Origin of the sequence: Rhizobium sp. BK650, from assembly GCF_014195325.1 — a bacterium.
In the GTDB taxonomy this organism is placed as follows: Bacteria; Pseudomonadota; Alphaproteobacteria; order Rhizobiales; family Rhizobiaceae; genus Rhizobium.
The window spans coordinates 98097-120471 of the sequence record NZ_JACIBK010000003.1 but is presented as its reverse complement, the minus strand read 5'-3'; the positions used below and the strand labels follow the sequence as shown (position 1 = coordinate 120471).

The following is a 22375-nucleotide window of genomic DNA, read 5'->3' as shown; positions in this document are numbered from 1 at the left end:
GGTTGGGGCGGGGTCAATCTTCTGGCCAAAACCATTCAACCCCCGCCACCCCCATCAAAGCCGGATGGCCGTCTCCTCTTTCGCCGTCCGGATGACGATCATCGTGAAAAAGCGGGCGACGTTGTTTTCGTCGCGGAAAAGGCGTTCGCTGAGCGCGTCGAATTCCTCCATGTCGCGCAGCCGCAGCATCAGGACGACATCGGTTTCGCCTGTCACGGAATAGGCGTGCGAGACCGCCTCTTCGGCAACGGCGATGTCGAGAAAGCGGCGCATATGCACTTCCCCATGCAGCGTCAGCTCTACGGTCACCAGCGCCTTGATGCCACGTCCGGCCTTTGCCGGATTGAGGATCGCGACGATGCGGTCGATGACGCCGGATTTGCGCAGCCGCTGCACGCGGCGCAGGCAGCTGGAGGGCGCAAGACCCACCTCGTCGGCCATGTCGACATTTGTGCGCGAAGCATCGCGCTGCATCAGGTTCAGGAGTTTTCGGTCGATACGATCCATTTTCGCAGCATATCGGCCAGACGCGCCTTTGCAATAAAATTGCAAACATATGCAATCTTTGACCGCAAATTCGAACCGGATAGAGCTAGCAGATTGAGACATCGCAAAAGGGGTCTCAAATGCCGTTCCTGTCCTTCATCCAGCGCAATACCGCACAAACACTTGGCATCTACTGGGTGCTTGTCCGCATTACTGTTCCCATCGCCATCCTGACGGAGCTGTTGTCAAGAATGGGAGTGGTCAAAGCGGTCGCGCCAGCCTTTGCTCCTGTCATGAACCTGGTCGGGCTGCCGCCGGAACTGGGTCTCGCCTGGCTGACGGGCATGCTGGTCGGAATATGGGGCGCAATTCCGCTCGTCTTCACCCTCGTTCCCATCTCCTCGCTCAGCATCGCGGATATCACGGTCTTCTCGGCTCTCATTCTCTTCGCCCACGGCCTGCCGATCGAGCAGAAGATCATCCAGAAGGCCGGCCCGGGCATGATTGCGACGACGGTGCTGCGCATTGCGGGCGGCCTGCTCTACGCCTTCATCCTGCACCATGTTCTCGCAGCGACGGGCTGGCTGTCGGCCCCGGTCGCTCCTGTCTGGTTGCCGATGAGCGCAACGCCGGACTGGTCCGATTACGCCTGGGGCCTTGCCGAAACCATGGTCTGGATGCTCCTCATCCTCGTCACCCTCTCCTGGGGCCTTGAAATCCTCAGGGTGACCGGCCTGATGGCATTGATGATGAAGGCCCTTTCGCCCGTGCTGCGCCTTGCCGGCATCAGCGGCGAGGCCGGGCATCTGACGGCCATCGGCCTGTTTCTCGGCATTTCCTACGGCGCCGGCCTCCTGATCCGCGAGGCGCGATCGGGCGCGGTGGCGCCGCGTCAGATCTTTCTCTCCTGCGTATTCATGGGTTTCGCGCACAGCGTGATCGAGGATACGATCGTGGTCATGTCGCTCGGCGCCAATCTGCACGGCGTCCTGACCGGCCGGCTGCTCTTCGCGGTTGCGGCCTGCTCGGCGATCGCGGCCCTCTTGCGCCGCCTGCCCGACGAGGCATTCTTCGCGCAGATGTTCCGGTTGAGATACATGGCAGCCGAACGGCGATAATTCCAGAGATGTCCCGAGGCTGTCGTACCGCATGCCTGACACGCGGTACGAAAGGAGGCTTACCCGCCTCTGTTTACACCAGCGGCCCGCGGCTCACCGCAACCAGATCTTCCTCCTCATCGCGCTGATGTCCGCCGAAAGCGGCAGCCGCAGCGGCGATGAAGGCGCCGACGAGCAGCGACAACGAGCCGATCAGCGCCGAAGTCGCAGTCGCCTTGCGGGCCTTGTCGGCGGCGGCTTTTGCTGCGGTCTTGGCATCGTCGATCTGCTTCAGCACGGTATCGACCCTAGCGCGGGCATCGGCTTCCGAAAGCCCCGTGCGGGCCGAGACGATGCCGGCAATATAGGTCTTGTCGCCGTCGGGCACCGAGCCGTTGACGGCGCCTTGCAGCAGGATGCGGGAAATCTCGGCCGCGGCCGCGCCATTATCCTCGTTGGCGCGATTGGCGATATTCTGCGGCCGCAGCAGCGCATCGGTGAAATAGGCGGTGGATAGGCCGGGCCCCGTCGAATTCGTATCCGAAGCCGAGGCCGCCGCGGCGGAGCCTCCGGCGACACCGGCGGCCATCGCGGCCTGGCCGGCGGCACTTGCCCCAGCGCCGGCAAGCGAGGTCAGCGATGATGCCAGAAAGCCGGCGACGAAGACCGTCGCGAGCGCCCAGCTGAGGAAGCCGTGCGCGGTATCGCGGAAGAAGACCTCGTCCGTATGGATTGCCGCCCATTTCGTCCTCAGACGCCCGGTCAGATATCCGCCGAGGGCGGAAGCCAGCCACTGCACGACAACCAGCCAGATTGCCGCGGTGACGCCGATGGTTGTGGCCGAGTTGCTCTGTCCCGACCAGGGGGACACCATCGTCAGCCCCACGCCGGAGCCTAGCAGCAGGAGAATGAGCGTGATGCCCGTCGCTGCCACGGCGCCTCCGATGATCGGCCCCCAGGCCATGGCCGATTTCGATGACTCGACCGGCATCAGGCCGGTCCGCCCGCTTTCGAGGCCAGAGCCTTCGGCAACGGACCTGTCTTCAGCAAGAGACATGGCAGCCTCCTATCGCATGAAGAGAACGAGCAGGATGACGATCGGCAACGGGATACCCAGAAGCCAGAGAAGAATACCGCGACCCATTTGAGAATCCTCCGTGAATTGAATGTGTTCGCGAGGGATCGAACGTCGCCGGATGCTGTTTGTTCCAGGAGCGGGTGTGGCGCTGACGTAGCAGGATTCAAGCGGGGTCCATCCGCCAGCCGCAGAAGTGGTGCCTCGAACCAAACCTGTCTTTGCGAGTTCTCCCCGCAACCAAGGGAGACGCATCATGTCCGCAGGCATCATCGAAGGCTTCACGCAACTCCGCCTGCCCGGTGACGGCGTCGAGATCCATGCCCTCATCGCCGGCAGCGGCCCGCCGCTTCTCCTCCTGCATGGTTGGCCGCAGACCCGCATGTGCTGGTCGCGTGTCGCGCCCGCCCTCGCTGCGCATTTCACCGTTGTCGTTCCCGACTTGCGTGGCTATGGCCGCAGCGGCAAGCCTGAAGGCAGTGGCGATCACGAGACCTATTCCAAGCGCGCCATGGCTCGCGATCAGATCGCCACTATGGGGGCTCTGGGCTTCGAGCGCTTTGCAATCGGCGGCCATGATCGCGGTGCCCGCGTCGCCTATCGCCTCGCCTTCGACCATCCCGATGCCGTCACCCGGCTTGCGAGCCTCGATGTGATTCCGACCGCCGACATGTGGGCGCGTATGGGGGCGAATGAGGCCGTCTCTGCCTGGCATTGGTCGATGCTGGCCCAACCGGACGGGCTGACGGAGAAGCTTGTCGGGGCCGATCCCGAGTGGTTCCTCCGCTACATTCTCGCCCACCAATCCGCACCCGGCTTTGCCTTTCCGGAGGAGAACCTGGCGGACTATCTCGCCTGCGCCGGCGATCCCAGGAGCCTCCATGCCTGGGCCGAGGACTACCGCGCCGGCTGGACGATCGACCGCGAACTGGATGAGAAGGACCGCGGCTGGAAACTCGATATGCCGCTGCTGATGCTCTGGGGCGAACGCGGCACGCTGAAGGGCGCGGATGGACTGGAGCCCTGGCGCGCCTGGGCGGAAAAGGTGGAGGGCGAAGCCCTGCCTTGCGGTCACTTCATTCCCGAGGAAGCGCCTGACGCCGTCATCGCGCATTTCACCCGCTTCTTTGGCGCGGGCGCCTGATCGACCTTATAGGGCCTCTGCGCCATCCGGCTCAGAAGCGGCAAGGCCCAGCGCAACCCATCCCATTCAGGCGCATCGAGCGGGTCGGCGAGCGGATCTTTCCTCCGCTTGCCGCTTATTCTGTGAAGCTCGTTTGAGAGCATGATCCAGTTGAGAAGCATCATCCTGCCTCCATCTATGTCAGATGCAACTGACCTAAGGCGCACCCGCCGGCAAAGGTAGACGCGCGGATAAAAGGGGGTTTTCATCCATGAAAGAGGCAAGCTGGGATGACCTGCAGCTCTTCTTCCATGTCGCGACATCGGGCGGCCTGACGGGAGCTGCGGCTCGCACCGGCCTCAGCGCGCCGACGATCGGCAGGCGTATGCTGGCGCTGGAGCGGGCGACGGGGCGCACGCTCTTCCGGCGCGGCCCGACCGGCTATCTGCTCGCCAAGGATGGCGAGACGCTGCTCGAGCGCGTTCAGGTCATGCAGGAGGCGGCGGAGACGATCGCCGACTGGCGCGGCGACGTCTTGAGCCTGCCGATCGTTTCGACCGGGGCGGATGCCTGGATGTTATGGTTCATCGCCGGCCACCTGCCTGCCGTCTGGCAGCCGGAGGACCGGTTCCGCATGTGCTACAAGGCGCTCGATACCGGCCTGGACCTCACCTACCGCGAGGCGCATCTCGCCATCATGCACGGCCGGCCTGAGCGCGGCAATTTCGCCACGCGCCGTTCGGTTTGCGTTGCCCACGCAGCCTATCAGGCCGCCACATTCAGCGCCGCCAATCACAACTGGATTTCGCTCGGAACCGAGATTGCAACGACCCCGGCCGACAAATGGACCTTCGAGCAGCCGGACCATTGGATCACCAGCTGGACGAATACGCCGCTAATGCTGCTCCATCTCATTCGCGGCGGCGCCGGCCGCGGACTGCTGCCGTGCTTCATGGGCGATGCCGAGCCCGGTCTCGTGCGCGCCGGGCCAGTGATCGACAGTCTCACCTACGATATCTGGATCACCGTGCATGAGGATGAGCGTCAGCGGCCGGAAGTGCGAACAGTCATCGACAGGCTGAGCGCGCTCTTTGCCGCCCATGCGGATCTGTTTGCCGGCCGATGCGAGCATGCCTGAAGAGGCGTTACAGCGCAGCTGGTGCTGCCCCATGCCGCGGCCATTGCGGGACCTGCACGGCTGGATGCGCGATGCCCTCGTCGTCGGCATCCTCATCGCAGCTCGCCCGGAGTTTCATCGCTTTGCCCTCGATCTCGTCGAGCCGGGCCTGGACATCGTCGAACCGATCGAAAAGCCGGTGGGTCAGCTTCTTGAATTTGCGTCTGGACATGATGGCCTCCCTTTGATCCGGGAACGCGGCGGATCGAAGAAAGTTCGGGTGCGGATACGGCATCTTTTCCTGCTCGCGGGAAGGGATACCTACCTTGAAAGCGCTGGCAATACCATCCATCTCATAGTAGGTTACATGTAACCTTTTTTGGAGGATCGTTATGGCTGGAGCATCAGGTCCGAAGTCCTCGCGCGAGAAAGTACGCGAACATCGCGAGCGCCTGCGGTCGCAAGGCCTGCGTCCGATCCAGATCTGGGTGCCGGATGTGCGTGCGTCGTCGTTCAAGTCGGAGGCGCATCGTCAGTCTCTGGCTGTGGCCGCCAGCGCTCATGCCAATGCCGACCAGGCGTTCATCGATGCGGTCTCCGACTGGGACGACGAATGAAGCGCGGAGAGATCTGGACCGTCGCGGGCGGCAAGGATTACGCGGGCAAGCCACGCCCCGTCGTAGTCGTTCAGGACGACAGCTTCGACGCGACGGACTCGATCACGATTTGCTCGTTTACCACGGACCCGACCGACGCACCGCTGTTCCGGCTCCCGGTGGAGCCAAACGGACGAAATGGCCTGCGCTCTCCCTCACGGCTGATGGTAGACAAGATCACGACTGTCCCCAAATCCACGGTCGGCGACCGGCTCGGACGGCTCGACGATGAGGACATGGTCCGGTTCAATCGGGCCGTGATGGTCTTCCTCGGACTGGCGGTCTCCCCAAGACTTGGCCGGAACGAGGAATGATGGAAAGGGCGTCCGGGTCGTCTCGGAAGGCGACCTTACAAGCGATGCCGGCACATGCCACCTGGCGCGGTTCGTCCGCCCTCACCCCAAGCAGGAACGAACTCCATCTTAAACTGTTATCCGGCCAACGATATCAGGATCGGATCGGCCGATGCGAATGCTCATGATGATAATTGTGGCGCTGATGATCGCATCGGTCATCGGCATATTGGTGGTGAAAATGTTCGACGGCGGTGGCGGCACCAAGAGCAAGACGCCGCCGCCAGTCATCCAGCAGCCGGAACCAAAGTAAGCCCCTCACGGCCCCATTAGCTCGCCCATCACCTTTTCCGTCAGCCGGTCGCATTTCCAGCCGGCGAAGGGAAAGGCGTCGAGCGCGATCGGGCCGATCAGCTGGTCGAGTTCGCGGCGCAGGAGCGCGCGTGCCCGGTGCAGGCGGCTGCGCACCGTTTCGGGCTTCAAAGCGAGAAGCTCGGCGGTTTCCTCCACGCTCATCTCCTCGATCACCCGGGCGATGAAGACGAGGCGGAACTCCTCCGGCAGCTTGTCGGTCGCTTCTTCCACGAGTTTCAGTATCTGTCGCTGCGCCATTGATGTCTCGGGATTGTCGATGGGCGAACCGGTTGGGAAATCGAGGACGCGGCTCTCTATCGTCGCGGTATCGACGGATACTTCGGGCGTTCGATTTGCCTTGCGCAGCCTGCCGAGCGCCTCGTTCATCACGATGCGCGTCAGCCAGGTCGAAAAGGCGCTGGCGCCTTCGAAATTGGCAAGGTGGCGGAAAGCCCTGAGATAGGCCTCCTGAAGCGCATCCTCGGCCATCGCATCGTCGCGCAATATGCCGCGGGCGATGCGAAACAGCCGCCGGTTATAGCGGCGCATTATGGCGCGGAAAGCTGCAGGATCCCGCGCCAGCGCCAGTGTCACGAGTTCTTGGTCGTTTCTTTCTGCTAACGGAATTTCCGCCTGCTGCGCCATGGCTCATCCTTTTTCCCATTGGATGCCGGGGCAAGGCGAATGTTCCCGGCATCCGGAAAAAATCTTTTCGGGAACGTCCGGCCGATCCCGGCATCCAAGTCTGTGTAGGAAACATCGACCGGCGCCGTGCCGCCGGATGGAGGACCAGATGCAGAAACACCTTATCGCCGCGTTTGCCGCTTTCGCGCTCTCCGCGCCTGCGGCTCTTGCCGCCGGCGCAGCGCCCACAGATCCGCAGATTGCCCATATCGCCTATACGGCCGGCGTCATCGATATCGAAGCAGCCAAGCAGGCGGTCGAAAAATCCAGGGACAAGGAGGTCGTCGCCTTCGCCAAGGATATGATCCGCGACCACGAGGCCGTCAACAAGCAGGCGCTCGACCTCGTCAAGAAGCTGAATGTGACGCCCGAAGACAATGATACGAGCAAGTCGCTCGCCTCGAACGCCAAGAAGGAGCGGGAAAAGCTCTCCAAGCTCAAGGGTTCCGCCTTCGACAAGGCCTATGTCGAGAATGAAGTCGCCTACCACAAGCAGGTCAACGACGCCCTGAAGACGACGCTGATCCCGGCCGCGCAGAACCCGGACCTGAAGAGCCTGCTCGAAACCGGCCTGAAACTCTTCGAAGGCCATGAGCAGCATGCCGAGCATGTTGCCTCGATGCTGAAATGAGCGTCTTGCCGAGACTCTGCCTTGCGGCCGGCCTTTCCCTTATGGGAACGGCCGCAAGCGCTGCGACGATCGAGGTCACCATCGAGCAGCTGACATTCAAGCCGGCAGTAGTGACGGCGCGGCCGGGCGATACGATCCTCTGGCGCAACAAGGATGTGATGGATCATACCGCGACGTCGAAGGGGAATTTCGATGTGGTGATACCCTCGGGTAAGTCGGGGTCGACGGTGGTGAAGAACAGTGGCTCCTTCGATTATGACTGCCGGTATCATCCGAATATGAAGGGGCGGATCGAGGTAGGGCGGTAAACCTACCCCGGGCTGCTATTTTCGGTATGCGACCAACGGCACGGACGGCACGGACTGTGCCGTCTTCCTCTCTGAGGCGTCTATGGGCCCGGCAAACCGCCGGCTGAGTTCTCCGTAGCCGACCACGCCGGCGCGGCCCGCGCCCGCGAGGATGACCTCGGCTGCGATGAAGGGATGCTTCTTGATGAGCTGCAACATCATCCGCACAAGGCCCGCCACCGCAGCCTTTTCCAGCCCGGCGCGGCCGAAATGCGCGAGCGCAAATCGCTCTATGGCGCCACTATCGATCTTTTCATCGGAAACGGGCGCGATCGTCAGTGCATCGCGCCCTGCTGAGGGCGGTCCCGCATATCCCTTCGGATCTTTTTCGGCAGCGCGTCGCGTGCCGAATTCTTGATCACGTCGATAGCCGCATCGGCGGCGCTGCTCATGGCCGAACCGGCAATGCCGAGCGCCCGCTTGCCCTTGCGGGCGCCCTTGCCGGCAGCATCGGAAATCTCGTCGCTTTCGCCGAGCAATACGGTCGCGGCAGCACCCGCAGCAGCCGTCAGCGCTTTGGCGAGTATGCTCCGCCCGATGTCGCTTGCAAGCAACCCGCGTATCGTCGCCGACTTCCGTAGAGTCTTCGGGATCTTATAACCGGCGATCTTCTTGGGAATCCTGTTCTTCTTGGCCATGGTGAAGCTCCTTTCGTTTTTCGAACGACGGCTCGCTTGCTTTTGTTCCCCGACTTTGCGCCGCCGCGGAGGTTCCAGCGCCAAGCCAGGGAACCAGGACGATGCCTTTCCTGTTGTTCAGTCCTGATGAAACGAGGCGGACTGGATGAGCCTGGAGATCGAGCGGAAATTTCTCGTTGTCAACGACGCCTGGCGCGCCGGCGTCCATTCGACGGTGCGCATCGCCGATCACCTGATCGCCCAGTTCGACGGCGGAAAAATGCGTATCCGTTTCTGCCGGCAATCCTCCACGCTGACGATCAAGGGAGCCCGGCGCGGGCTGGTGCGCAGCGAATACCATATCCCCCTGTCCGACACTGACGCCGAGGCAATGATCGGGGAGTTCTCGGACGGGCCGGCGCTGGAGAAGCGGCGCCATGAGGTCGACGTCCATGGTCTCTGCTGGCAGGTCGACGAGTATGAAGGCCCTCTGCGCGGGCTCGTGACCGCAGATGTGGAATTGCCGGACGCGGATTTTCCAGTGGCGATACCGGACTGGGCCGGCCCCGAAATTACCGGCGATGTCACATTCGCATCCCGCCGGCTGGCCGACGCCATCGCGACTGGACCGGTGGCAGTCTCAGGCATTCTCGACACCTATCGGACCATGACGCATCTGTAAGCGAAGCAGGGTTTCCGCCAGGCTTTGAGGAAGCCTTGTGCCGGAATCCCACCGGCTTAACCGCTCATCACGACCAGAGCTCGGCGTCCGTATAGGCCTCCATCCAGCGCCAGATCCATGCCATGGCGAACATCGTCAGCAGCCAGCCAAGCATGACGTCCGAAAGGAAATGAGCGCCGAAAACCACGCGATTGAGCGCTACCAAGAGCAGGCAAGGCACCAGCAGTATCGCAGCCGCGCGCCTGAACCTGGCGGGCACCAGAACCAGCAGCGACAGTGACGCCGCAGCGGCGGACGCCTCGCCGGAAGGGAAGGAACAGTCGCGGCTGCATGCGGCGGAAAACTGCCACACCGGCGTAAAATCCATGGTGCCGCCAAACTCGGCAAGCTCGCTCGGCCGTACGCGCCCGATGAGAACCTTGAGCGTATGGACAATGAGCAGCGGGCCTGCGGCAAAGCTCAGCAGGACGAACAAGGGTTTGTGGGGCGAAGAGAACCACAGTCTTCCGGGAAGGAGCCGCTGCAGAGCGATAAGTACGATCATCGCCCCGATAAGCCAGGGCTGCGCAAGCCGGCTGATATCCCTTACCTCCATTAAGAACGGATTTTCGGACAGAACGAAGGCCTTTCCGCTGACAAACCAGCGCGACACCATGAGATCGAGATTGGGAAAGACGACAAAGACGAAACTGACCCAGACGATCGCCACACCGATGACGGCAAGCGCCCGGTTCGCCTCGGATGCAGTTGCCGGCAAGCCCACCCCGCTCGCGGCAGAATTCCGATAACCGAACGCAAATTTTCGCATGCCGGCATCTCCCAAAGCATCGGCCCGAGCGTCCTTTCATGCGTCCCAATCGACACACCGCGCTCTCATCGGTGGCAAGCTGAATTCCAATTGTCAAGAAATGGCGAAGAAGCGATCGAAGCATTGTTGAGAAGAGGTTGTTCGGCTGCTGAAAGCGCGCTTGAAAATTGCGGAAATCTTTCCTGTCCGCGATAGTGGATCTCAGCCGGCAAAGCCGGCAAGGAGAATGAAACAAACGCAGGGCATTGGGGTGGATAACAGTCTCGTTCTGATCGTTGAGGATGAACCGGCAATCGCGCAGATACTGGAAGGATATTTATCGCGTGACGGGTTCCGCACCGTTCGCGCCGGCGATGGCGAAATAGCGCTTCAGCATCATGCCCATCTGAAACCGGATATTGTGCTGCTCGACGTGCGCTTGCCGAAACTCGACGGCTTCGACGTGCTGGCGCGCCTGCGCCAGGCGGGCTCGACGCCTGTGATCATGGTGACGGCGATTGCCGACGATATCGACCGCTTGGCTGGTCTGCGCCTTGGCGCTGATGACTATGTGGTCAAACCGTTCAACCCGCAGGAGGTCGTGGCTCGGGTCAAAGCCGTCCTGCGACGGACGCGGGGAGAACAGGACCGTGCCGTCAAACGGTTCGGCGCCATAGAGGTCGATTTCACCAGCTACGCCGCGTTCGTCACGAGCGGCGAGCGCCGCACGCAACTATCCCTGACGCTCAGCGAATTTCGAATTCTCGCCTATATGATCCGCCATCCCACCCAGGCTTTCGCACGCGCCGATATTCTCGACGCCTGCCTGCCGGAAAGCGACGCTCTGGTGCGCACTGTCGACACGCATATTTCCAACCTTCGCCGCAAACTGGAAGAGTTGGGGCAGACCGGCTTCCTTCCTGCCGTAAGGGGAATTGGCTATCGTTTTTCGGATCCATGATGAAGATATTCAAGCTCCCCTCGCTGCCGCTTGCGACGGTTACCGCTGTCATCATCGCAGTGATGCTGCTTCTCAGCGTCGGCATGACCTATCTCGGGGCCATCTGGTATTCCACCTATCTTGAAGACAGCATCATTGAAAACCTGCCACCGAGAGCTGCGGTTGCTTATCGCGATCTGGACAAGGGCGTCGTCCCCGACCAGGATTCGCTCAAGCTCCTCCTCGCTAACCTCAATGCGCTGCAGGAATCGACCAATTTCGATTTCAAGCTCCAGATGGTGATCCTCATCTGCGGCCTGCTTTCGGCCCTTGTCTGCGCCATTATCGGCATATTCCTGTCGCGGCAGATCGCAAGGCCTCTGGCAGAGCTGACATCTGCTGCCGACGGCTTGAAATCCGGCGACTTTTCAGTGAGCGTCACGACCTCGCGTCACGCCACCCGAGAAGTCTCCAGTCTCATGGGTACGTTCAATGCGCTGGCGGGCAGTCTCGACAGCATGGAAAAAAGACTGCGCTTCAACAATATGGCGGTCGCCCACGAATTGCGCACGCCGCTCACGATCCTGCGGGGTTCGCTGCAGGGCATGCTTGATGGCGTTTTTCCAATGGACCGGAAGATGATGTCCGATCTCCTGGTTCAGGTGGAGGGTCTCGGGCGAATTGTCGAGGATCTGCGCACCCTGTCCCTGGCGATCGGCCAGAAACTCGTGATGGAGCGTTCACCGACCGACGTGTCGCAGGTGGTAGAAGCAGTGCTGACATCGGCCAAATCTATGCTGGAGACGGGCACGCTGACGCTCGAAACCGGGCTGCAGCCCGCCTTCCTATCGATCGACTCGTCGCGTATTCGCCAGGCCGTGCTGGCGCTTCTGGAGAACGCCTGCCGCTATGCGGCAGACGGCAATTGGCTGCGGTGCGAAACGGAGCAGTTGCCGGACAAAAGCGTCGTCATCCGCCTTCTCGATCGAGGTCCCGGATTTCCTGAAGGACTGGATGCGGTGGCCACGAACCCGTTCTGGCGCGGTGATCCCTCGCGGTCTCGTGCAACGGGCGGCACGGGACTCGGACTATCGGTGGTGCAGGCCATCGCACATGCCCATGGCGGACATCTTGAATTTGCAAACCGGCAAGGCGGTGGCGCGATGGTCGCAATCCACCTGCGCCCGGCATGAGGCGCAAGGATCCGGACACCACCGCGACACGAGGCCGGCACCCTCAATAGAATAGTTCGCCGACCATGTAGAAACGCGATTTGCTCCGGGTGCACCTGTCCGCTCCGCCGGTTGCGGCCTTGGCCACCCTGAACCCGTAGGATCGGCAGAGCGCTCGGCCCCGAACGTATCGACCGCCGACAGCATCATGGAACGTCGTTTGCGGCGGCGGTATTGGATCGGCTGCCTGGCCCGCGACACGGCCAGGAAATGCGGGATGCGGCCTTCGATATAGCCTGGGTTTGATCCAGACCTTGTGCCGTGTGGCCCCCTCATCAGACCCTTCGGGCCACAACCTCTCCTCTCTCATCAGCGAATATTCGTCCTCAATGTCACCCCCTCAACCTTTCATCCTGCAGGTTGCCTCCCATCGACGCCGAACCAGCGGATGAAGCCCTCCTCCGTCCGGTTCAACCGCTCACCCCTGACGATCGGATGACCCTCATGTGCATGTTCTCCTCGCCGCCGAAAGCCGAGCCGCCGCAGGCGCCACCCGAATACGCCCAGCAGAAGACACCCGATTATGCCGCGGCCCAATCCACGGCCGCGCGCCGCGCCTCCGACAAGGTGAAGGGCGCGCCTTCCACCATCCTGACCTCTCCATCCGGCGCACCGCCGCTTGCCGATACGCAATCGCCGGTGCTGTCGGGCAATGTGCTCAAGAAGACGCTGCTCGGGCAGTAACGCGGAGATATCGATGGAAAATCCCCGCCGCGCCAATGAGACGCAGATCGCCTATCACCGCCGCAGGCTCGAGGAGCTGAAACAGGTGCGCCAGCCATGGGAAAGCGAATGGCGTACGCTTGCCGATTATATCGAGCCGACGCGCCTTCGCCTCCACGCCGAAAAGGAAGGACCGCGCTCGCGCGACAGGATCATCGACAGCACCGGCACCCACGCCTACGAGACGCTGAAATCGGGCATGCATTCGGGCCTCACCTCGCCCGCCCGCCCCTGGTTCCGGCTGACGACCTTCGATCCCGATCTGAAGAAGCAGGATTCGGTAAAGGTCTATCTCGCCGCCGTGCAGGACAAGATGCGCGAAGTGTTTGCCGCATCGAACCTCTACCGCGCCTTCCATATCGGCTATGGCGATCTCGGTCAGTTCGGCCAGTCGGTGGCGATCCTCGTCGAGGATCAGGAGACCGTCATCCGCGTGCAGCAGCTGGTGCACGGCCGCTTCTGGATCGCCCGCGATCACAAGGGAAAGGCGACCACGCTCTACCGCGCCTTCCGCTGGTCCGTGCAGCGCATCGTCGAGCGCTTCGGCTACGACAATGTGCCGGAACGGCTGCGCAGCCTTTATGACTCGTCGAGATATGGCGAGTGCTTCGATGTCTACCACGCGATCGAACCGCGCTACGACCGCGACCCCGACAGGATCGACAAGCGCAACAAGGCCTTCCTCTCCAATTACTGGATCGACGAGCTCGGCGGCGATCTCCTGGAAGAAAGCGGCTTCGATTCCAACCCGATCATCGCGCCCGCCTGGGAGCTGTCCGAGGACGATCACTATGCACTCTCGCCCGGCCAGAAGGCGCTCGGCGATATCAGGATGCTGCAGCTCGAACAGACGCGAAAGCTCGAAGGCATCGACAAGAAGGTGCGCCCGCCGATGAACGCGCCGACCTCGATGCTGAACAGCCCTGCTTCGCTGCTGCCCGGTGCCGTCAACTATGTCGACGATCCCACAGGCAAGGGCTTTCGCCCGGCCATGGAGGTCAATCTCAGCCTCGCGGAGCTGCGCGAAGATATTCAGGAAGTGCAGAACCGCATCGAGAAGACCTTCTTTGCCGATCTCTTCTTCGCCATCACCAATATGGAAGGCGTGCAGCCGCGCAATCAGTTCGAACTGACCCAGCGCAAGGAAGAACAGCTGCTGCAGCTCGGCCCCGTGCTCGAAAACGTCTTCGGCGACCAGCTGGGGCCGACCATCGACCGCACTTTCGATATTCTGGCGGCCCGCGACGAGCTGCCCCCGCCCCCGCCGGAATTGCAGGGCACGGAGCTGAAGGTGGAATATATTTCCACGCTGGCGCAGGCGCAGCAGGCGGTGGCGACGGGCGCCATCGAACGCGGTGTCGCCTTCATGGGGCAGGTCTCGGCGGTCAAGCCGGAGGCGCTGGACAAGCTCGATGTGGACGAAGCCATCGACCTCTATTTCGACGCGATCGGCGCGCCGCCGTCGATGATCCTTGCCGATGACAAGGTGGAGGATATCCGAGCCCAGCGCGCCCAGCAGATGCAGGCGGCACAGACGGCGCAAATGGCCGCGCAGGTGGCCCCTGCCCTCAACCAGGGCGCCAAGGCGGCACAGGTGCTGGCCGATGCAAATGACAACCCGAACGGCGCGGCCCTTCTGCGCCAGCTGGGGCTCGGCTGATGGCGCATTTTACGCATCAACCTTTTACGCCCGATAGCTTGGCGCGAGACGAAATGTCAGCGGCGTTTCGCGAGGTCTTCGCGACCGCCTCCGGCAAGCGCGTGCTGTTCTGGATGTTGGAACAATGTGCCGTCTACCAGGAGGCCTATGCGGGAGAACTCGGCAACGCGACGCATTACACCCTCGGAAAGCAGGGCGTCGGCCGACGGCTGATCGCCGAGCTCGATCGGATCGACCCGACGCTCTATCCGCGCCTGCTGCTCGCGATCGCGGATCTGAAAGCCACAGACAAGGCAGCGGCGGCAAGCCGCGCAAAAGATGAGGAAGGCGAAGACCATGACATCGATGCTTAGCAGGATCGGGCAGCCCGCCCTTGCGATGGGCGCTGAAGGGCCAGGCAGGGGTGGCGGTGATACCGGCGAAAGCGCTTCGCCGGAGAGCATTCTCTTTCCCGACGAAGCAGGATCACCGGATGGTGACACGCATGGAAACGGCGCTGCGGACGCCGGCAAGGCCGACGACACCGCAAACGATGATGCTGGGAACAACGGCTCTGGGAACGACGATCCTGATGACCGCGTGCCCGACGACGGCCGCTACGCCCTCACCATGCCCGAAGGCGTCGAGCTCGATCAGGAATTGATCAATGCGCTCGGTCCTGACTTCCACAATCTCGGCCTCACCAACCGTCAGGCTCAGCAGCTGGCCGACCGCTTCATCGAGATCCAGGGCCGCCGCGGCAAGGCGGCTTCCGAAGCCTGGGCCGGCCGCGTGCAGGGCTGGGCCGACGAGGCGCGCAGGGACCGCGAGATCGGCGGGGCGAAATGGGCAGGCACCGTGGGCTCGGCCCAGCGCGCGCTCTCCCGCTTGGGCACGCCTGAACTGCGCGAGTACCTGAATAGCAGCGGCGGCGGCAACCACCCCGAGATGATCAGAATTTTCGCAAAGGTCGGATCGATGATCCAGGAGGACAACCCACCGAATGGCGGCGCGGGCGGAAACGGCAGGAAAGCCGAAACCGCGCACCTGATGTTTCCCAAAGACGCACCGAAGGGCTGATAAAACATGGCCACCATTGGCAGCTACTACCCCAACCTCGTTGACGCATACAAAGGCTCTGCCGAAGGCGCCGTCATCGAGCTTCTCTCCCAGCAGAACCCGATCCTCGACGACGCGATGGCCGTCGAATGCAACATGGATGCCGTGCACTGCCATATGGTCCGCACCGGCCTGCCCTCGGTCTCCTGGGGCCGGCTCTACCAGGGCATCAAGCAGTCGAAGGCCACCATGCAGCAGGTGGACGACACGACCGGCTTCGTGCATGCCCGCTCCGAAATCGACATGCGCCTGCTCGATCTGGCACCCGACAAAGCCAAGGCCCGCCTCGTCGACACCATGCCCTTCATCGAGTCGCTGAGCCAGGAAATGGCGTCCGGCCTCTTCTACCACGATACGGCAACGACGCCGGAGAAGTTCAAGGGCCTGTCCGCCCGCTACTCCGCCTATAATCCGAACCTGCCGAACCCGGCGCAGCCGAACATCGCCAACCAGGTGGTCAACGGCGGCGGCACGGGAGCCGACAATACCTCGATCTGGTTCGTCACCTGGGGCGACCACGCCACCCACCTTCTCTACCCCAAGGGTACGAAAGCGGGCGTGAAGATCGACGACAAGGGCGAGCAGCGCGTGCTCGATGCCAACGGCGACCCCTACTATGCCAAGGAAACGCTCTATACCTGGCATATCGGCGCGGCCGTCAAGGACTGGCGCTACAATGCCCGCGTCGCCAATATCGATGTGTCGGACATGATGGCGGGCACCGTCGATCTCTGGTCGCTCTTGCGCAAGGGCTACTATCGCCTGCAGTCGCGCCGCCTGAACGCCAAGGCGAGCCGCATCGCCATCTACATGAACAAGGATGTTCTCGAAGTGCTCGACGTGCAGTCGTCTGACCGCGCGCTGACCTCCGACCGGCAGAACACCGTGCACCTGACCACGCAGTTCGTCGAAGGCCAGGAGGTGAAGTTCTATCGCGGCATCCCGATCCGCGAGACGGACGCCATCCTCAACACCGAAGCCGCCGTTCCGGCGCTCGTCTGATCGTCTCCCCCCAGTCCCGCCGCCGAAAGCGGCGGGCGACCCTCCCTTGAATAAGCCCGCCGCCTTGAGCGGCGAGCCTTCCCCAATCTAACGAAAGGCACTCTCATGATTTTCGACCGGCAGACGCTGCTTTCGGACGCGCAGGCTATCACCGCAACCGGCCCCAGCACCAATGTCATCCATCTCGGTCCGATCAAGGCCGGCCTCACCCGCGATATCGGCAAGGGCGAACCGATCCCCTTCCTCATGCAGGTGGTGGAAAGCTTCAACAACCTCACCTCGCTCGCTGTGACCATCCAGACCGACGACAACGAGGCCTTCCCCTCGCCGAAGGCGGTCATCACCACCACGCTCAATCTCGCCGATCTCAAGGCCGGCAAGATCATCCCGCCGAGCCATATTCCGCGCGGCACGGACGAGCTCTACCTGCGCCTGCTCTACACGGTGACGGGTACTGCCCCGACCACGGGCAGGATCACCGCCGGCGTCACGTCAGGGGTTCCCTCGAATGGTTGATGTCGTGGCAACCGCATCCGGCTATTTCGGCGGCGCCAGACGCGATCCCGGCGAGCACTTCAGCCTGCCGGACGCGCTCTGGAAGGACGAGAAGCGCCGCCCGACATGGGTGCGGCTGGCAAGGCAGGGCGACAAGGCGACCGGCAAGGGCGAAGCGGACCCGGCAGACAAAAGACCTGCCGCAAAGCCCGCAAAGCTCCCCACGTATTCCGAGCCTGCCATGCCCTCCGAGACGAAAGGCAACGGCGTGCAGGAAGCGCTCGGCGGCCCCGCCCCGGACTGGCTGCCGCCGGAACTGCAGAACCCCTCCCATCCTGGCGACTGACACCCTGGTCACAGGCCAACTCTGGAGCGTCGTTCGTCCATTCGCGCGCACAAAAACGCTCCAGCTTTCTACTCGACGCATCAGGATTCCGAAATCGATTCCGATTTTCGAACCGATGCTGCAGCGGCTTCGGCCGCTCTTTTCCCGGTTCAGCGAGGAAGACGTGCCGATGGCGAAACTCTACAATATGCAGCCCGTCCAGGGTGTGGTGATCGTCCCCGACGGCACGCGCATGTTCAACAACCGCCCGGTCATCGGCATCCGCGATGTGGGCGACGCCACCCTCTTTGCCCATAACTGGCCTGTCCTGGGTGTCGAAATCCTCAGCAATGGCGAAACCGTCCATAACGGCCTGCCCGTGCTCGGCGCTGTCAGGATATCGGATGGGCGCAGCCTCTATGGCAACGCGCCGGTCGTTCCCGTGAAGGGCGCAGCCGTCGTCGTACCGCTGCCGGCCCTGCCGCTGCCGGCCGGCGCAAAGATCATGGGCCTTGGCCACAGCTTCATCGGCCTCGGCGCCGCGCAAACCTATACCGCCGGGCAGGCGGCGACGAGCGGCCATACCGGCTTTTATGAAAACGGCCGAACGGTCCTCTCATGGATCAAGGCAGCCGATGGCCGCTTCAACCTCGACATGTTCGCAGAACTCAGCCACCCCTTCTTCGCGCCGAGTTCCTTTGCCGCCTTCTCGGGCGCCATGGGCGGAAAATCCGGCGACTGCCTCTTCCCCGTTCCCGGGATGGAAGCGCAGTTCCCCGGCACGCTGGCCCGCACTGCCTATGCTCTCGGCCAGAAACCCGACATCGTCTATATCGACATCGGCTATAACGATATCGTCCGAGGCAGGACGCTTGCTGAGATCGTTGCGGATCTCGACACCCAGGTGCAACGCATCGTCGATGCCGGCATTTACGTGATCCTGCAGACGCTGAGCTGGACCAACACACTCGACGACCAGCCCGGCACCGACGATCCCGCCTGGCCAGGCATTCTCAACGGTATCAATACCTGGATACTGGCGCAGGCGGGGCGCAACGGTGTCGTTCTCTGCAACACCCTCGCGCTCGACGGCCCGGCCTCGGGCATCTCGTCGGCCATGTTCGTCGACGGTCTTCACCCCAAGCCCGACCTGATGGCCAAACGATCCGATATTCTCCTGCCGGTCCTTCGTGCCATGGTATCGCCGGGAGAAACACGCTCGCTCGATCCTCTCGCCGCCTACAACCTCTTTCCGCAGAAGGGCACGCCCGGCATGACCGGCACCAAGACCAACGTCACCGGCGACGTCGCCACCGGCATGCGCCTGGTTCGCGGAACCGGCACCTCGACCTATGTCGGCAGCAAGGAAGCGGTGGCGGCCGGAAACGAAAAGCAGGTCATCACCATCACGCCGGTCGATGACGCGCTGGCCGTCCACACCGTGACCTACGGCCTGCCCTCCGCTCTCAGCCTCACAAGCCTCGGGCTCATCGCCGGCGACTGGCTCGAAATCCAGATCCCGGTCGAGCTGAACGACTGGGCCGGCTGGGACTACCTCGACAGCTCCATCCGTGGCCCGGTCCAGATCGGCAACACGGTAACAGTCACCGGCGGCGGCTGGACGACGGGCAACTACATCGGCGCCCGCGGACGTTCCCTCATCTGCGGTTCGAAACTCTGGCTGCCGACGGGACTGACGATGACGAACATCCGCCTCGATAACCTGCTCATTTTGCGGCATCTGTGCAATACCGGCGGGACCGGAGTCGCCAAGATCGGGGCACCGGTCATTCGCAAGATTGGTAATCCGCGACTGGCCTGGCAACTGGCGGCCTAGCGGAGATTCTCCTGACTTAAAAGGGGAATCGTAAGATAACTGCTCTACTCGGCGAGGAGCGGCGGAATCTTCATTTCAAAGTAAAAGGACGTCCCCCGGTCAGGGAGGGACGCCCTTTTTATGTCGACTCTGAACACCTATTCCACGCTGACTCTGAACGGACAGCTCGACAGAAAGTAGCGCACGGACTGCGATATGTAATCGGACTAAAGTCCGAGGCTTCACAATCCTTTCGTGTGAGGGATCAGTGGGCGAGCTGCGCTTCGGCATCTATCAGGTCGCCAGCGACATCAACATGAGACGACAGATTTAGGGCTCCCGATCACCATCTGCCGGCGAGAACTTTCCTGCCGAAGAGCTTTGCAATGAAAGCCGCTACCGCATGCAAAGCAACTGGCATGACAGAGTGCCGGCGGACGATCGGCTGCAGACCAGCCTTCGGACGGGAAGCCGGCGGTGGACGGATCTCATCTCTCGCGGACCAACCATCGCCTTTCCGACGTCCGAGCGCCCAAGAAAAATCGTTTCCTTGAACGGTCTTGTCCTTGGAGATGGCAGGACCGGAAAGCTCGCGCCCGTCTGCAGCAATGGCCTGTATCAACTCGTCTATGTCGTAAACTTGCTCCGTTTCTTCAAATAACTGCTCAATACCCATTCCACCTGCCCCGGAAACCTCAACCGATGGGCAGCGGTATCAAGTTGAAAATTGCACGTAAATCGCGCAGAGCCGCGAGGCCGGGAGAAAGTCCAATCAAGGTGAACCGGTAAGGTTAAATACCCGCCCCTCGCCCTTTTGCGGCAGGTTGAGGCACGATTCCTCATGCTGACGGGCCTCCCACCACCTCGTCAGGGCCGAGCACGGCGGGAGGGTCCACTCCGCTCATCGCCACTGACGTGCCAATCGCCGGAGCGCTCCTGCAGGTCAATGAAGAACTACAAGCGCGGTAACGCCGGCTTCATCTGCGGCCCGGATGATCGCCGCCCTGAGCTGGTCAGGTTCGGCTTTGCCGGTCATCACGTCCAGGCAGGCCTTGACGGCAGACAGGAATTCCTCTCCGTCGTCAGACGGAAAATCCTTCATCAGCGCGTTGGCTGCTTCTCCGACCGTTCGGACAACCACACGCTTGTCCCCGTCGTCGAAGAGGAGGATGACAGGATCGAACGATGCCGAAGTGTCCCATTTCATGACGCCTGGTTCCCGATGAACTGAAATATCGGTAACCTTGCAAAAGCCATGCCGCCACACGCAGAGGTTCGGCGATCGCACGGCTCGATGACAAAAACGGCCGGCGAGAGCCGGCCGTTTCAAATGCAGTCCCTGCGTTACTCAGACCAGCAGCGAGCTGTTGATCAGGATGTCGCTGTGGTCGAAGAAGGCCTTGTTGACGCCGACGAAGGCGATGTCCTGGGCGGCATCCTTGCCGGCGCCGTCGTGATCGTAGGAGAGCACGCCTGTCGCGGCATTGTAGGTCAGGACCGCATGATCGCCGCTGACCTTCGGACCATTCTTGACGAGCACCAGAAAGGCGTCGTCATCGACGATGCCGTCATTGTTCTTGTCGAGGCCGGTGAAGACGGAGCCGAGCGAGATCTTGTCGTCGGCATCGAAGTCCCAGATCGAATCCTTGTTGGCAGCACCCATTTCGTTGAAATGGAACGTATCGGCGCCGCCCTTGCCATAGAGGCTGTCATTGCCGGCGCCGCCGGCGATGATGTTGGCCGCAGCATTGCCGGTGATCATGTTGGCAAGGCCGTTGCCGATGCCCTTGATCGCGCTGCCGGAGAGGCGGAGATTTTCAACGAAGGCATTGTCGTTGAGATTGACATTGACCGAAGCCCAGATCGTATCCGTACCACCGCCGGCCGCTTCGTCGACGACCCGGTCGCCGATATTGTCGAAGACATAGCCATCGTCGCCTGCAGAGCCATGGATCGTATCGGCACCGGCGCCGGCGTCGATCCAGTCATTGCCCGATGTGCCGTAGAATGTGTCGGCTGCGGCCGAACCGACGATGGTCACGCGCTCGACTGACGTCAGCGAGACCTTCGAGTGGTAGCCGTCAGCGCCGAGGATATCGTAGACGACCGTGCTGCCGTTCACCGTTGCGGTCACGGATTGCGCAAGCGAGAAGTCGAGTGCTGCAGAGTCGTTGCCGTCTTCACCATCGAATATGGCTGACTGGCCGTGGTCGAATGCCCAGGGAAGCTCTCCTCCGCCCAAGCCCTGCTTGTAGACCAGCGTATCGTCGCCGGTGCCGCCGAAGATTGCGTTGCGCGATTGGTCGCTTGTGACGAGGAACTTGTCGTTGCCTTCTCTGCCCTCGAGCACGTTATTGCCCGCGAAGCCGTTGAGGATGTTATTGCCATCGCTTCCCGTGATGCGGTTGTCGAGTTCGTTGCCATAACCCGATGAGTCCCCCCTCCGCAGGTCGAGGTCCTCAATGTTCGCCCCGAGAGTATAGGTCAGGAGTGTTGTGTGAACGCTATCGTGAGAACCAAAGTTGCCGCCGAGTTCGATCACCTGATCGCCAACATCATCGACCGAATAGTCGTCCATCTCCGTTCCGCCAATCATTATGTCGGCGCCAGCGCCGCCATTTAAGAAGGCGCTTCCAAAGGAGCCACTGACGGAAATGTAATCATTGCCTGCACCCGTAATGATGTCGGCAAAAGTTGAACCGGTTACCTCAACGTGATCATCGCCATGGCCTCCATACACTTTGACAAAGTGGGCGGTCACATTCGCGTTCAGCGGTGAATTGGAAGTCACGCCGGAGGAATAGGCGGTCCACATTGTGGCATCGCCGGATAAGTATGGATCAAACGACGGCCCCGATCCGAGAGTAACGCCTAGCGACGTGTCGAAAGAACCGATCGACAGGGAGGATGTATTTGTTGATCCCCCGGTAAATGTTGTTCCGTTGATGAACTGGCCCAAATAAGCGCCATCATCGGTGTAACTAATTACAAGCGTTCCCATTAAAACCCCACAAAAAATCTGCGCACGCGGGATTTCTTCCACAGCCACAACCAGAAGTCAAAGTCTTAGTTAACGAATACCCAATACTGTTGCAACCCGGCAATATTTTAGATTATATAAATATTTCTATACTA

At 61.8% G+C, this 22375-nt stretch carries 28 protein-coding genes; 20 read left to right on the top strand and 8 right to left on the bottom strand.

Annotated elements, in window-relative coordinates; all coding sequences use genetic code 11:
* Nucleotides 1-54: 54 nt before the first annotated feature.
* Entirely contained in the window at nucleotides 55-507 is a 453-nt protein-coding gene (locus FHX15_RS08765; protein WP_184395613.1) for an Lrp/AsnC family transcriptional regulator, read from the bottom strand.
* A 119-nt stretch (nucleotides 508-626) separates the two neighbouring features.
* On the opposite strand from FHX15_RS08765, the gene FHX15_RS08760 reads away from it, so the two are divergent.
* Complete coding sequence (locus FHX15_RS08760) at nucleotides 627-1604, top strand: nucleoside recognition domain-containing protein (RefSeq protein ID WP_184395610.1); 978 nt, start codon at nucleotides 627-629, stop codon at nucleotides 1602-1604.
* Nucleotides 1605-1677: 73 nt separating this feature from the next.
* On the opposite strand, the gene FHX15_RS08755 is transcribed toward FHX15_RS08760, so the two are convergent.
* On the bottom strand, nucleotides 1678-2574 hold the full coding sequence (locus FHX15_RS08755; protein WP_184397086.1) for a hypothetical protein: 897 nt from the start codon (nucleotides 2572-2574) through the stop codon (nucleotides 1678-1680).
* Nucleotides 2575-2914: 340 nt separating this feature from the next.
* On the opposite strand from FHX15_RS08755, the gene FHX15_RS08750 reads away from it, so the two are divergent.
* Both FHX15_RS08750 and FHX15_RS08745 read left to right on the top strand, forming a co-directional pair.
* Complete coding sequence (locus tag FHX15_RS08750; protein WP_184395607.1) at nucleotides 2915-3802, top strand: alpha/beta fold hydrolase; 888 nt, start codon at nucleotides 2915-2917, stop codon at nucleotides 3800-3802.
* Between the two features lie 250 nt (nucleotides 3803-4052).
* Nucleotides 4053-4919 (top strand): LysR family transcriptional regulator, encoded by an 867-nt coding sequence (locus FHX15_RS08745; protein WP_184395604.1) that lies wholly within the window; start codon nucleotides 4053-4055, stop codon nucleotides 4917-4919.
* 7 nt (nucleotides 4920-4926) lie between these two features.
* On the opposite strand, the gene FHX15_RS08740 is transcribed toward FHX15_RS08745, so the two are convergent.
* Nucleotides 4927-5130 carry a hypothetical protein gene (locus FHX15_RS08740; protein ID WP_184395601.1) on the bottom strand — a complete coding sequence of 68 codons (204 nt, stop codon included), beginning with the start codon at nucleotides 5128-5130 and terminating at the stop codon, nucleotides 4927-4929.
* A 160-nt stretch (nucleotides 5131-5290) separates the two neighbouring features.
* Between FHX15_RS08740 and FHX15_RS08735 the strand changes: the two genes are divergently transcribed.
* The 3 genes from FHX15_RS08735 to FHX15_RS31440 all read left to right on the top strand — a co-directional run bounded on the left by FHX15_RS08735 (nucleotide 5291) and on the right by FHX15_RS31440 (nucleotide 6160).
* Nucleotides 5291-5515: an antitoxin MazE family protein gene (locus FHX15_RS08735; RefSeq protein ID WP_184395598.1), complete on the top strand. Its 225-nt coding sequence runs from the start codon at nucleotides 5291-5293 to the stop codon at nucleotides 5513-5515.
* Nucleotides 5512-5868: a type II toxin-antitoxin system PemK/MazF family toxin gene (locus FHX15_RS08730; RefSeq protein ID WP_184395596.1), complete on the top strand. Its 357-nt coding sequence runs from the start codon at nucleotides 5512-5514 to the stop codon at nucleotides 5866-5868. The genes FHX15_RS08735 and FHX15_RS08730 overlap by 4 nt, the downstream gene beginning before the upstream one ends.
* A 163-nt stretch (nucleotides 5869-6031) precedes the next feature.
* Complete coding sequence (locus FHX15_RS31440; RefSeq protein ID WP_281413808.1) at nucleotides 6032-6160, top strand: hypothetical protein; 129 nt, start codon at nucleotides 6032-6034, stop codon at nucleotides 6158-6160.
* A 5-nt stretch (nucleotides 6161-6165) separates the two neighbouring features.
* Here the strand turns inward: FHX15_RS31440 and FHX15_RS08725 are convergent, their stop codons facing one another.
* Complete coding sequence (locus FHX15_RS08725; protein ID WP_184395594.1) at nucleotides 6166-6846, bottom strand: RNA polymerase sigma factor; 681 nt, start codon at nucleotides 6844-6846, stop codon at nucleotides 6166-6168.
* A 148-nt stretch (nucleotides 6847-6994) separates the two neighbouring features.
* On the opposite strand from FHX15_RS08725, the gene FHX15_RS08720 reads away from it, so the two are divergent.
* The 3 genes from FHX15_RS08720 (at nucleotide 6995) to FHX15_RS08710 (ending at nucleotide 8160) form a co-directional block, all read left to right on the top strand.
* A complete protein-coding gene (locus tag FHX15_RS08720; protein ID WP_246778903.1) occupies nucleotides 6995-7516 on the top strand; it encodes a DUF4142 domain-containing protein in 522 nt (173 codons plus the stop codon).
* Nucleotides 7513-7824 carry a cupredoxin domain-containing protein gene (locus FHX15_RS08715; RefSeq protein ID WP_184395591.1) on the top strand — a complete coding sequence of 104 codons (312 nt, stop codon included), beginning with the start codon at nucleotides 7513-7515 and terminating at the stop codon, nucleotides 7822-7824. Before FHX15_RS08720 ends, FHX15_RS08715 begins: the two co-directional genes overlap by 4 nt.
* A 174-nt stretch (nucleotides 7825-7998) precedes the next feature.
* Entirely contained in the window at nucleotides 7999-8160 is a 162-nt protein-coding gene (locus FHX15_RS08710) for a hypothetical protein (RefSeq protein ID WP_184395589.1), read from the top strand.
* Here FHX15_RS08710 and FHX15_RS08705 read toward each other — a convergent pair.
* A complete protein-coding gene (locus FHX15_RS08705; RefSeq protein ID WP_184395587.1) occupies nucleotides 8139-8501 on the bottom strand; it encodes a hypothetical protein in 363 nt (120 codons plus the stop codon). The two genes, FHX15_RS08710 and FHX15_RS08705, sit on opposite strands and share 22 nt — an antisense overlap.
* Before the next feature lie 145 nt (nucleotides 8502-8646).
* Here FHX15_RS08705 and FHX15_RS08700 point away from each other — a divergent pair, with 145 nt between their 5' ends.
* Complete coding sequence (locus FHX15_RS08700; protein ID WP_184395585.1) at nucleotides 8647-9162, top strand: CYTH domain-containing protein; 516 nt, start codon at nucleotides 8647-8649, stop codon at nucleotides 9160-9162.
* 67 nt (nucleotides 9163-9229) lie between these two features.
* On the opposite strand, the gene FHX15_RS08695 is transcribed toward FHX15_RS08700, so the two are convergent.
* On the bottom strand, nucleotides 9230-9970 hold the full coding sequence (locus tag FHX15_RS08695) for a phosphatase PAP2 family protein (RefSeq protein WP_184395583.1): 741 nt from the start codon (nucleotides 9968-9970) through the stop codon (nucleotides 9230-9232).
* Nucleotides 9971-10220: 250 nt separating this feature from the next.
* Between FHX15_RS08695 and FHX15_RS08690 the strand changes: the two genes are divergently transcribed.
* The 10 genes from FHX15_RS08690 (at nucleotide 10221) to FHX15_RS08645 (ending at nucleotide 19261) form a co-directional block, all read left to right on the top strand.
* Nucleotides 10221-10910 (top strand): response regulator, encoded by a 690-nt coding sequence (locus tag FHX15_RS08690; RefSeq protein WP_184397084.1) that lies wholly within the window; start codon nucleotides 10221-10223, stop codon nucleotides 10908-10910.
* Nucleotides 10907-12082, top strand: coding sequence for an ATP-binding protein (locus FHX15_RS08685; protein ID WP_246778902.1), 1176 nt, complete (start codon nucleotides 10907-10909; stop codon nucleotides 12080-12082). Before FHX15_RS08690 ends, FHX15_RS08685 begins: the two co-directional genes overlap by 4 nt.
* A gap of 483 nt (nucleotides 12083-12565) precedes the next feature.
* Nucleotides 12566-12805: a hypothetical protein gene (locus FHX15_RS08680; RefSeq protein WP_184395579.1), complete on the top strand. Its 240-nt coding sequence runs from the start codon at nucleotides 12566-12568 to the stop codon at nucleotides 12803-12805.
* A gap of 13 nt (nucleotides 12806-12818) precedes the next feature.
* Nucleotides 12819-14504, top strand: a complete 1686-nt coding sequence (locus tag FHX15_RS08675) for a portal protein (protein WP_184395576.1) — start codon at nucleotides 12819-12821, stop codon at nucleotides 14502-14504.
* 53 nt (nucleotides 14505-14557) lie between these two features.
* Nucleotides 14558-14857: a hypothetical protein gene (locus FHX15_RS08670; protein ID WP_246778901.1), complete on the top strand. Its 300-nt coding sequence runs from the start codon at nucleotides 14558-14560 to the stop codon at nucleotides 14855-14857.
* Nucleotides 14841-15563: a hypothetical protein gene (locus tag FHX15_RS08665; protein ID WP_184395570.1), complete on the top strand. Its 723-nt coding sequence runs from the start codon at nucleotides 14841-14843 to the stop codon at nucleotides 15561-15563. Before FHX15_RS08670 ends, FHX15_RS08665 begins: the two co-directional genes overlap by 17 nt.
* 6 nt (nucleotides 15564-15569) lie before the next feature.
* Nucleotides 15570-16604, top strand: a complete 1035-nt coding sequence (locus tag FHX15_RS08660; protein WP_184395568.1) for a major capsid protein — start codon at nucleotides 15570-15572, stop codon at nucleotides 16602-16604.
* Between the two features lie 105 nt (nucleotides 16605-16709).
* The gene (locus tag FHX15_RS08655; protein ID WP_184395566.1) at nucleotides 16710-17120 is read left to right on the top strand and encodes a Bbp16 family capsid cement protein; all 411 of its coding nucleotides are present in this window, start codon (nucleotides 16710-16712) and stop codon (nucleotides 17118-17120) included.
* Entirely contained in the window at nucleotides 17113-17445 is a 333-nt protein-coding gene (locus tag FHX15_RS08650; protein WP_184395563.1) for a hypothetical protein, read from the top strand. Before FHX15_RS08655 ends, FHX15_RS08650 begins: the two co-directional genes overlap by 8 nt.
* Nucleotides 17446-17614: 169 nt before the next feature.
* Complete coding sequence (locus tag FHX15_RS08645; RefSeq protein WP_184395559.1) at nucleotides 17615-19261, top strand: SGNH/GDSL hydrolase family protein; 1647 nt, start codon at nucleotides 17615-17617, stop codon at nucleotides 19259-19261.
* A 922-nt stretch (nucleotides 19262-20183) separates the two neighbouring features.
* On the opposite strand, the gene FHX15_RS08640 is transcribed toward FHX15_RS08645, so the two are convergent.
* Together FHX15_RS08640 and FHX15_RS08635 are read right to left on the bottom strand one after the other, a co-directional pair.
* On the bottom strand, nucleotides 20184-20447 hold the full coding sequence (locus FHX15_RS08640; protein ID WP_184395556.1) for a DUF982 domain-containing protein: 264 nt from the start codon (nucleotides 20445-20447) through the stop codon (nucleotides 20184-20186).
* 141 nt (nucleotides 20448-20588) lie between these two features.
* A complete protein-coding gene (locus FHX15_RS08635; RefSeq protein ID WP_246778900.1) occupies nucleotides 20589-22055 on the bottom strand; it encodes a calcium-binding protein in 1467 nt (488 codons plus the stop codon).
* Between the last annotated feature and the right edge of the window lie 320 nt (nucleotides 22056-22375).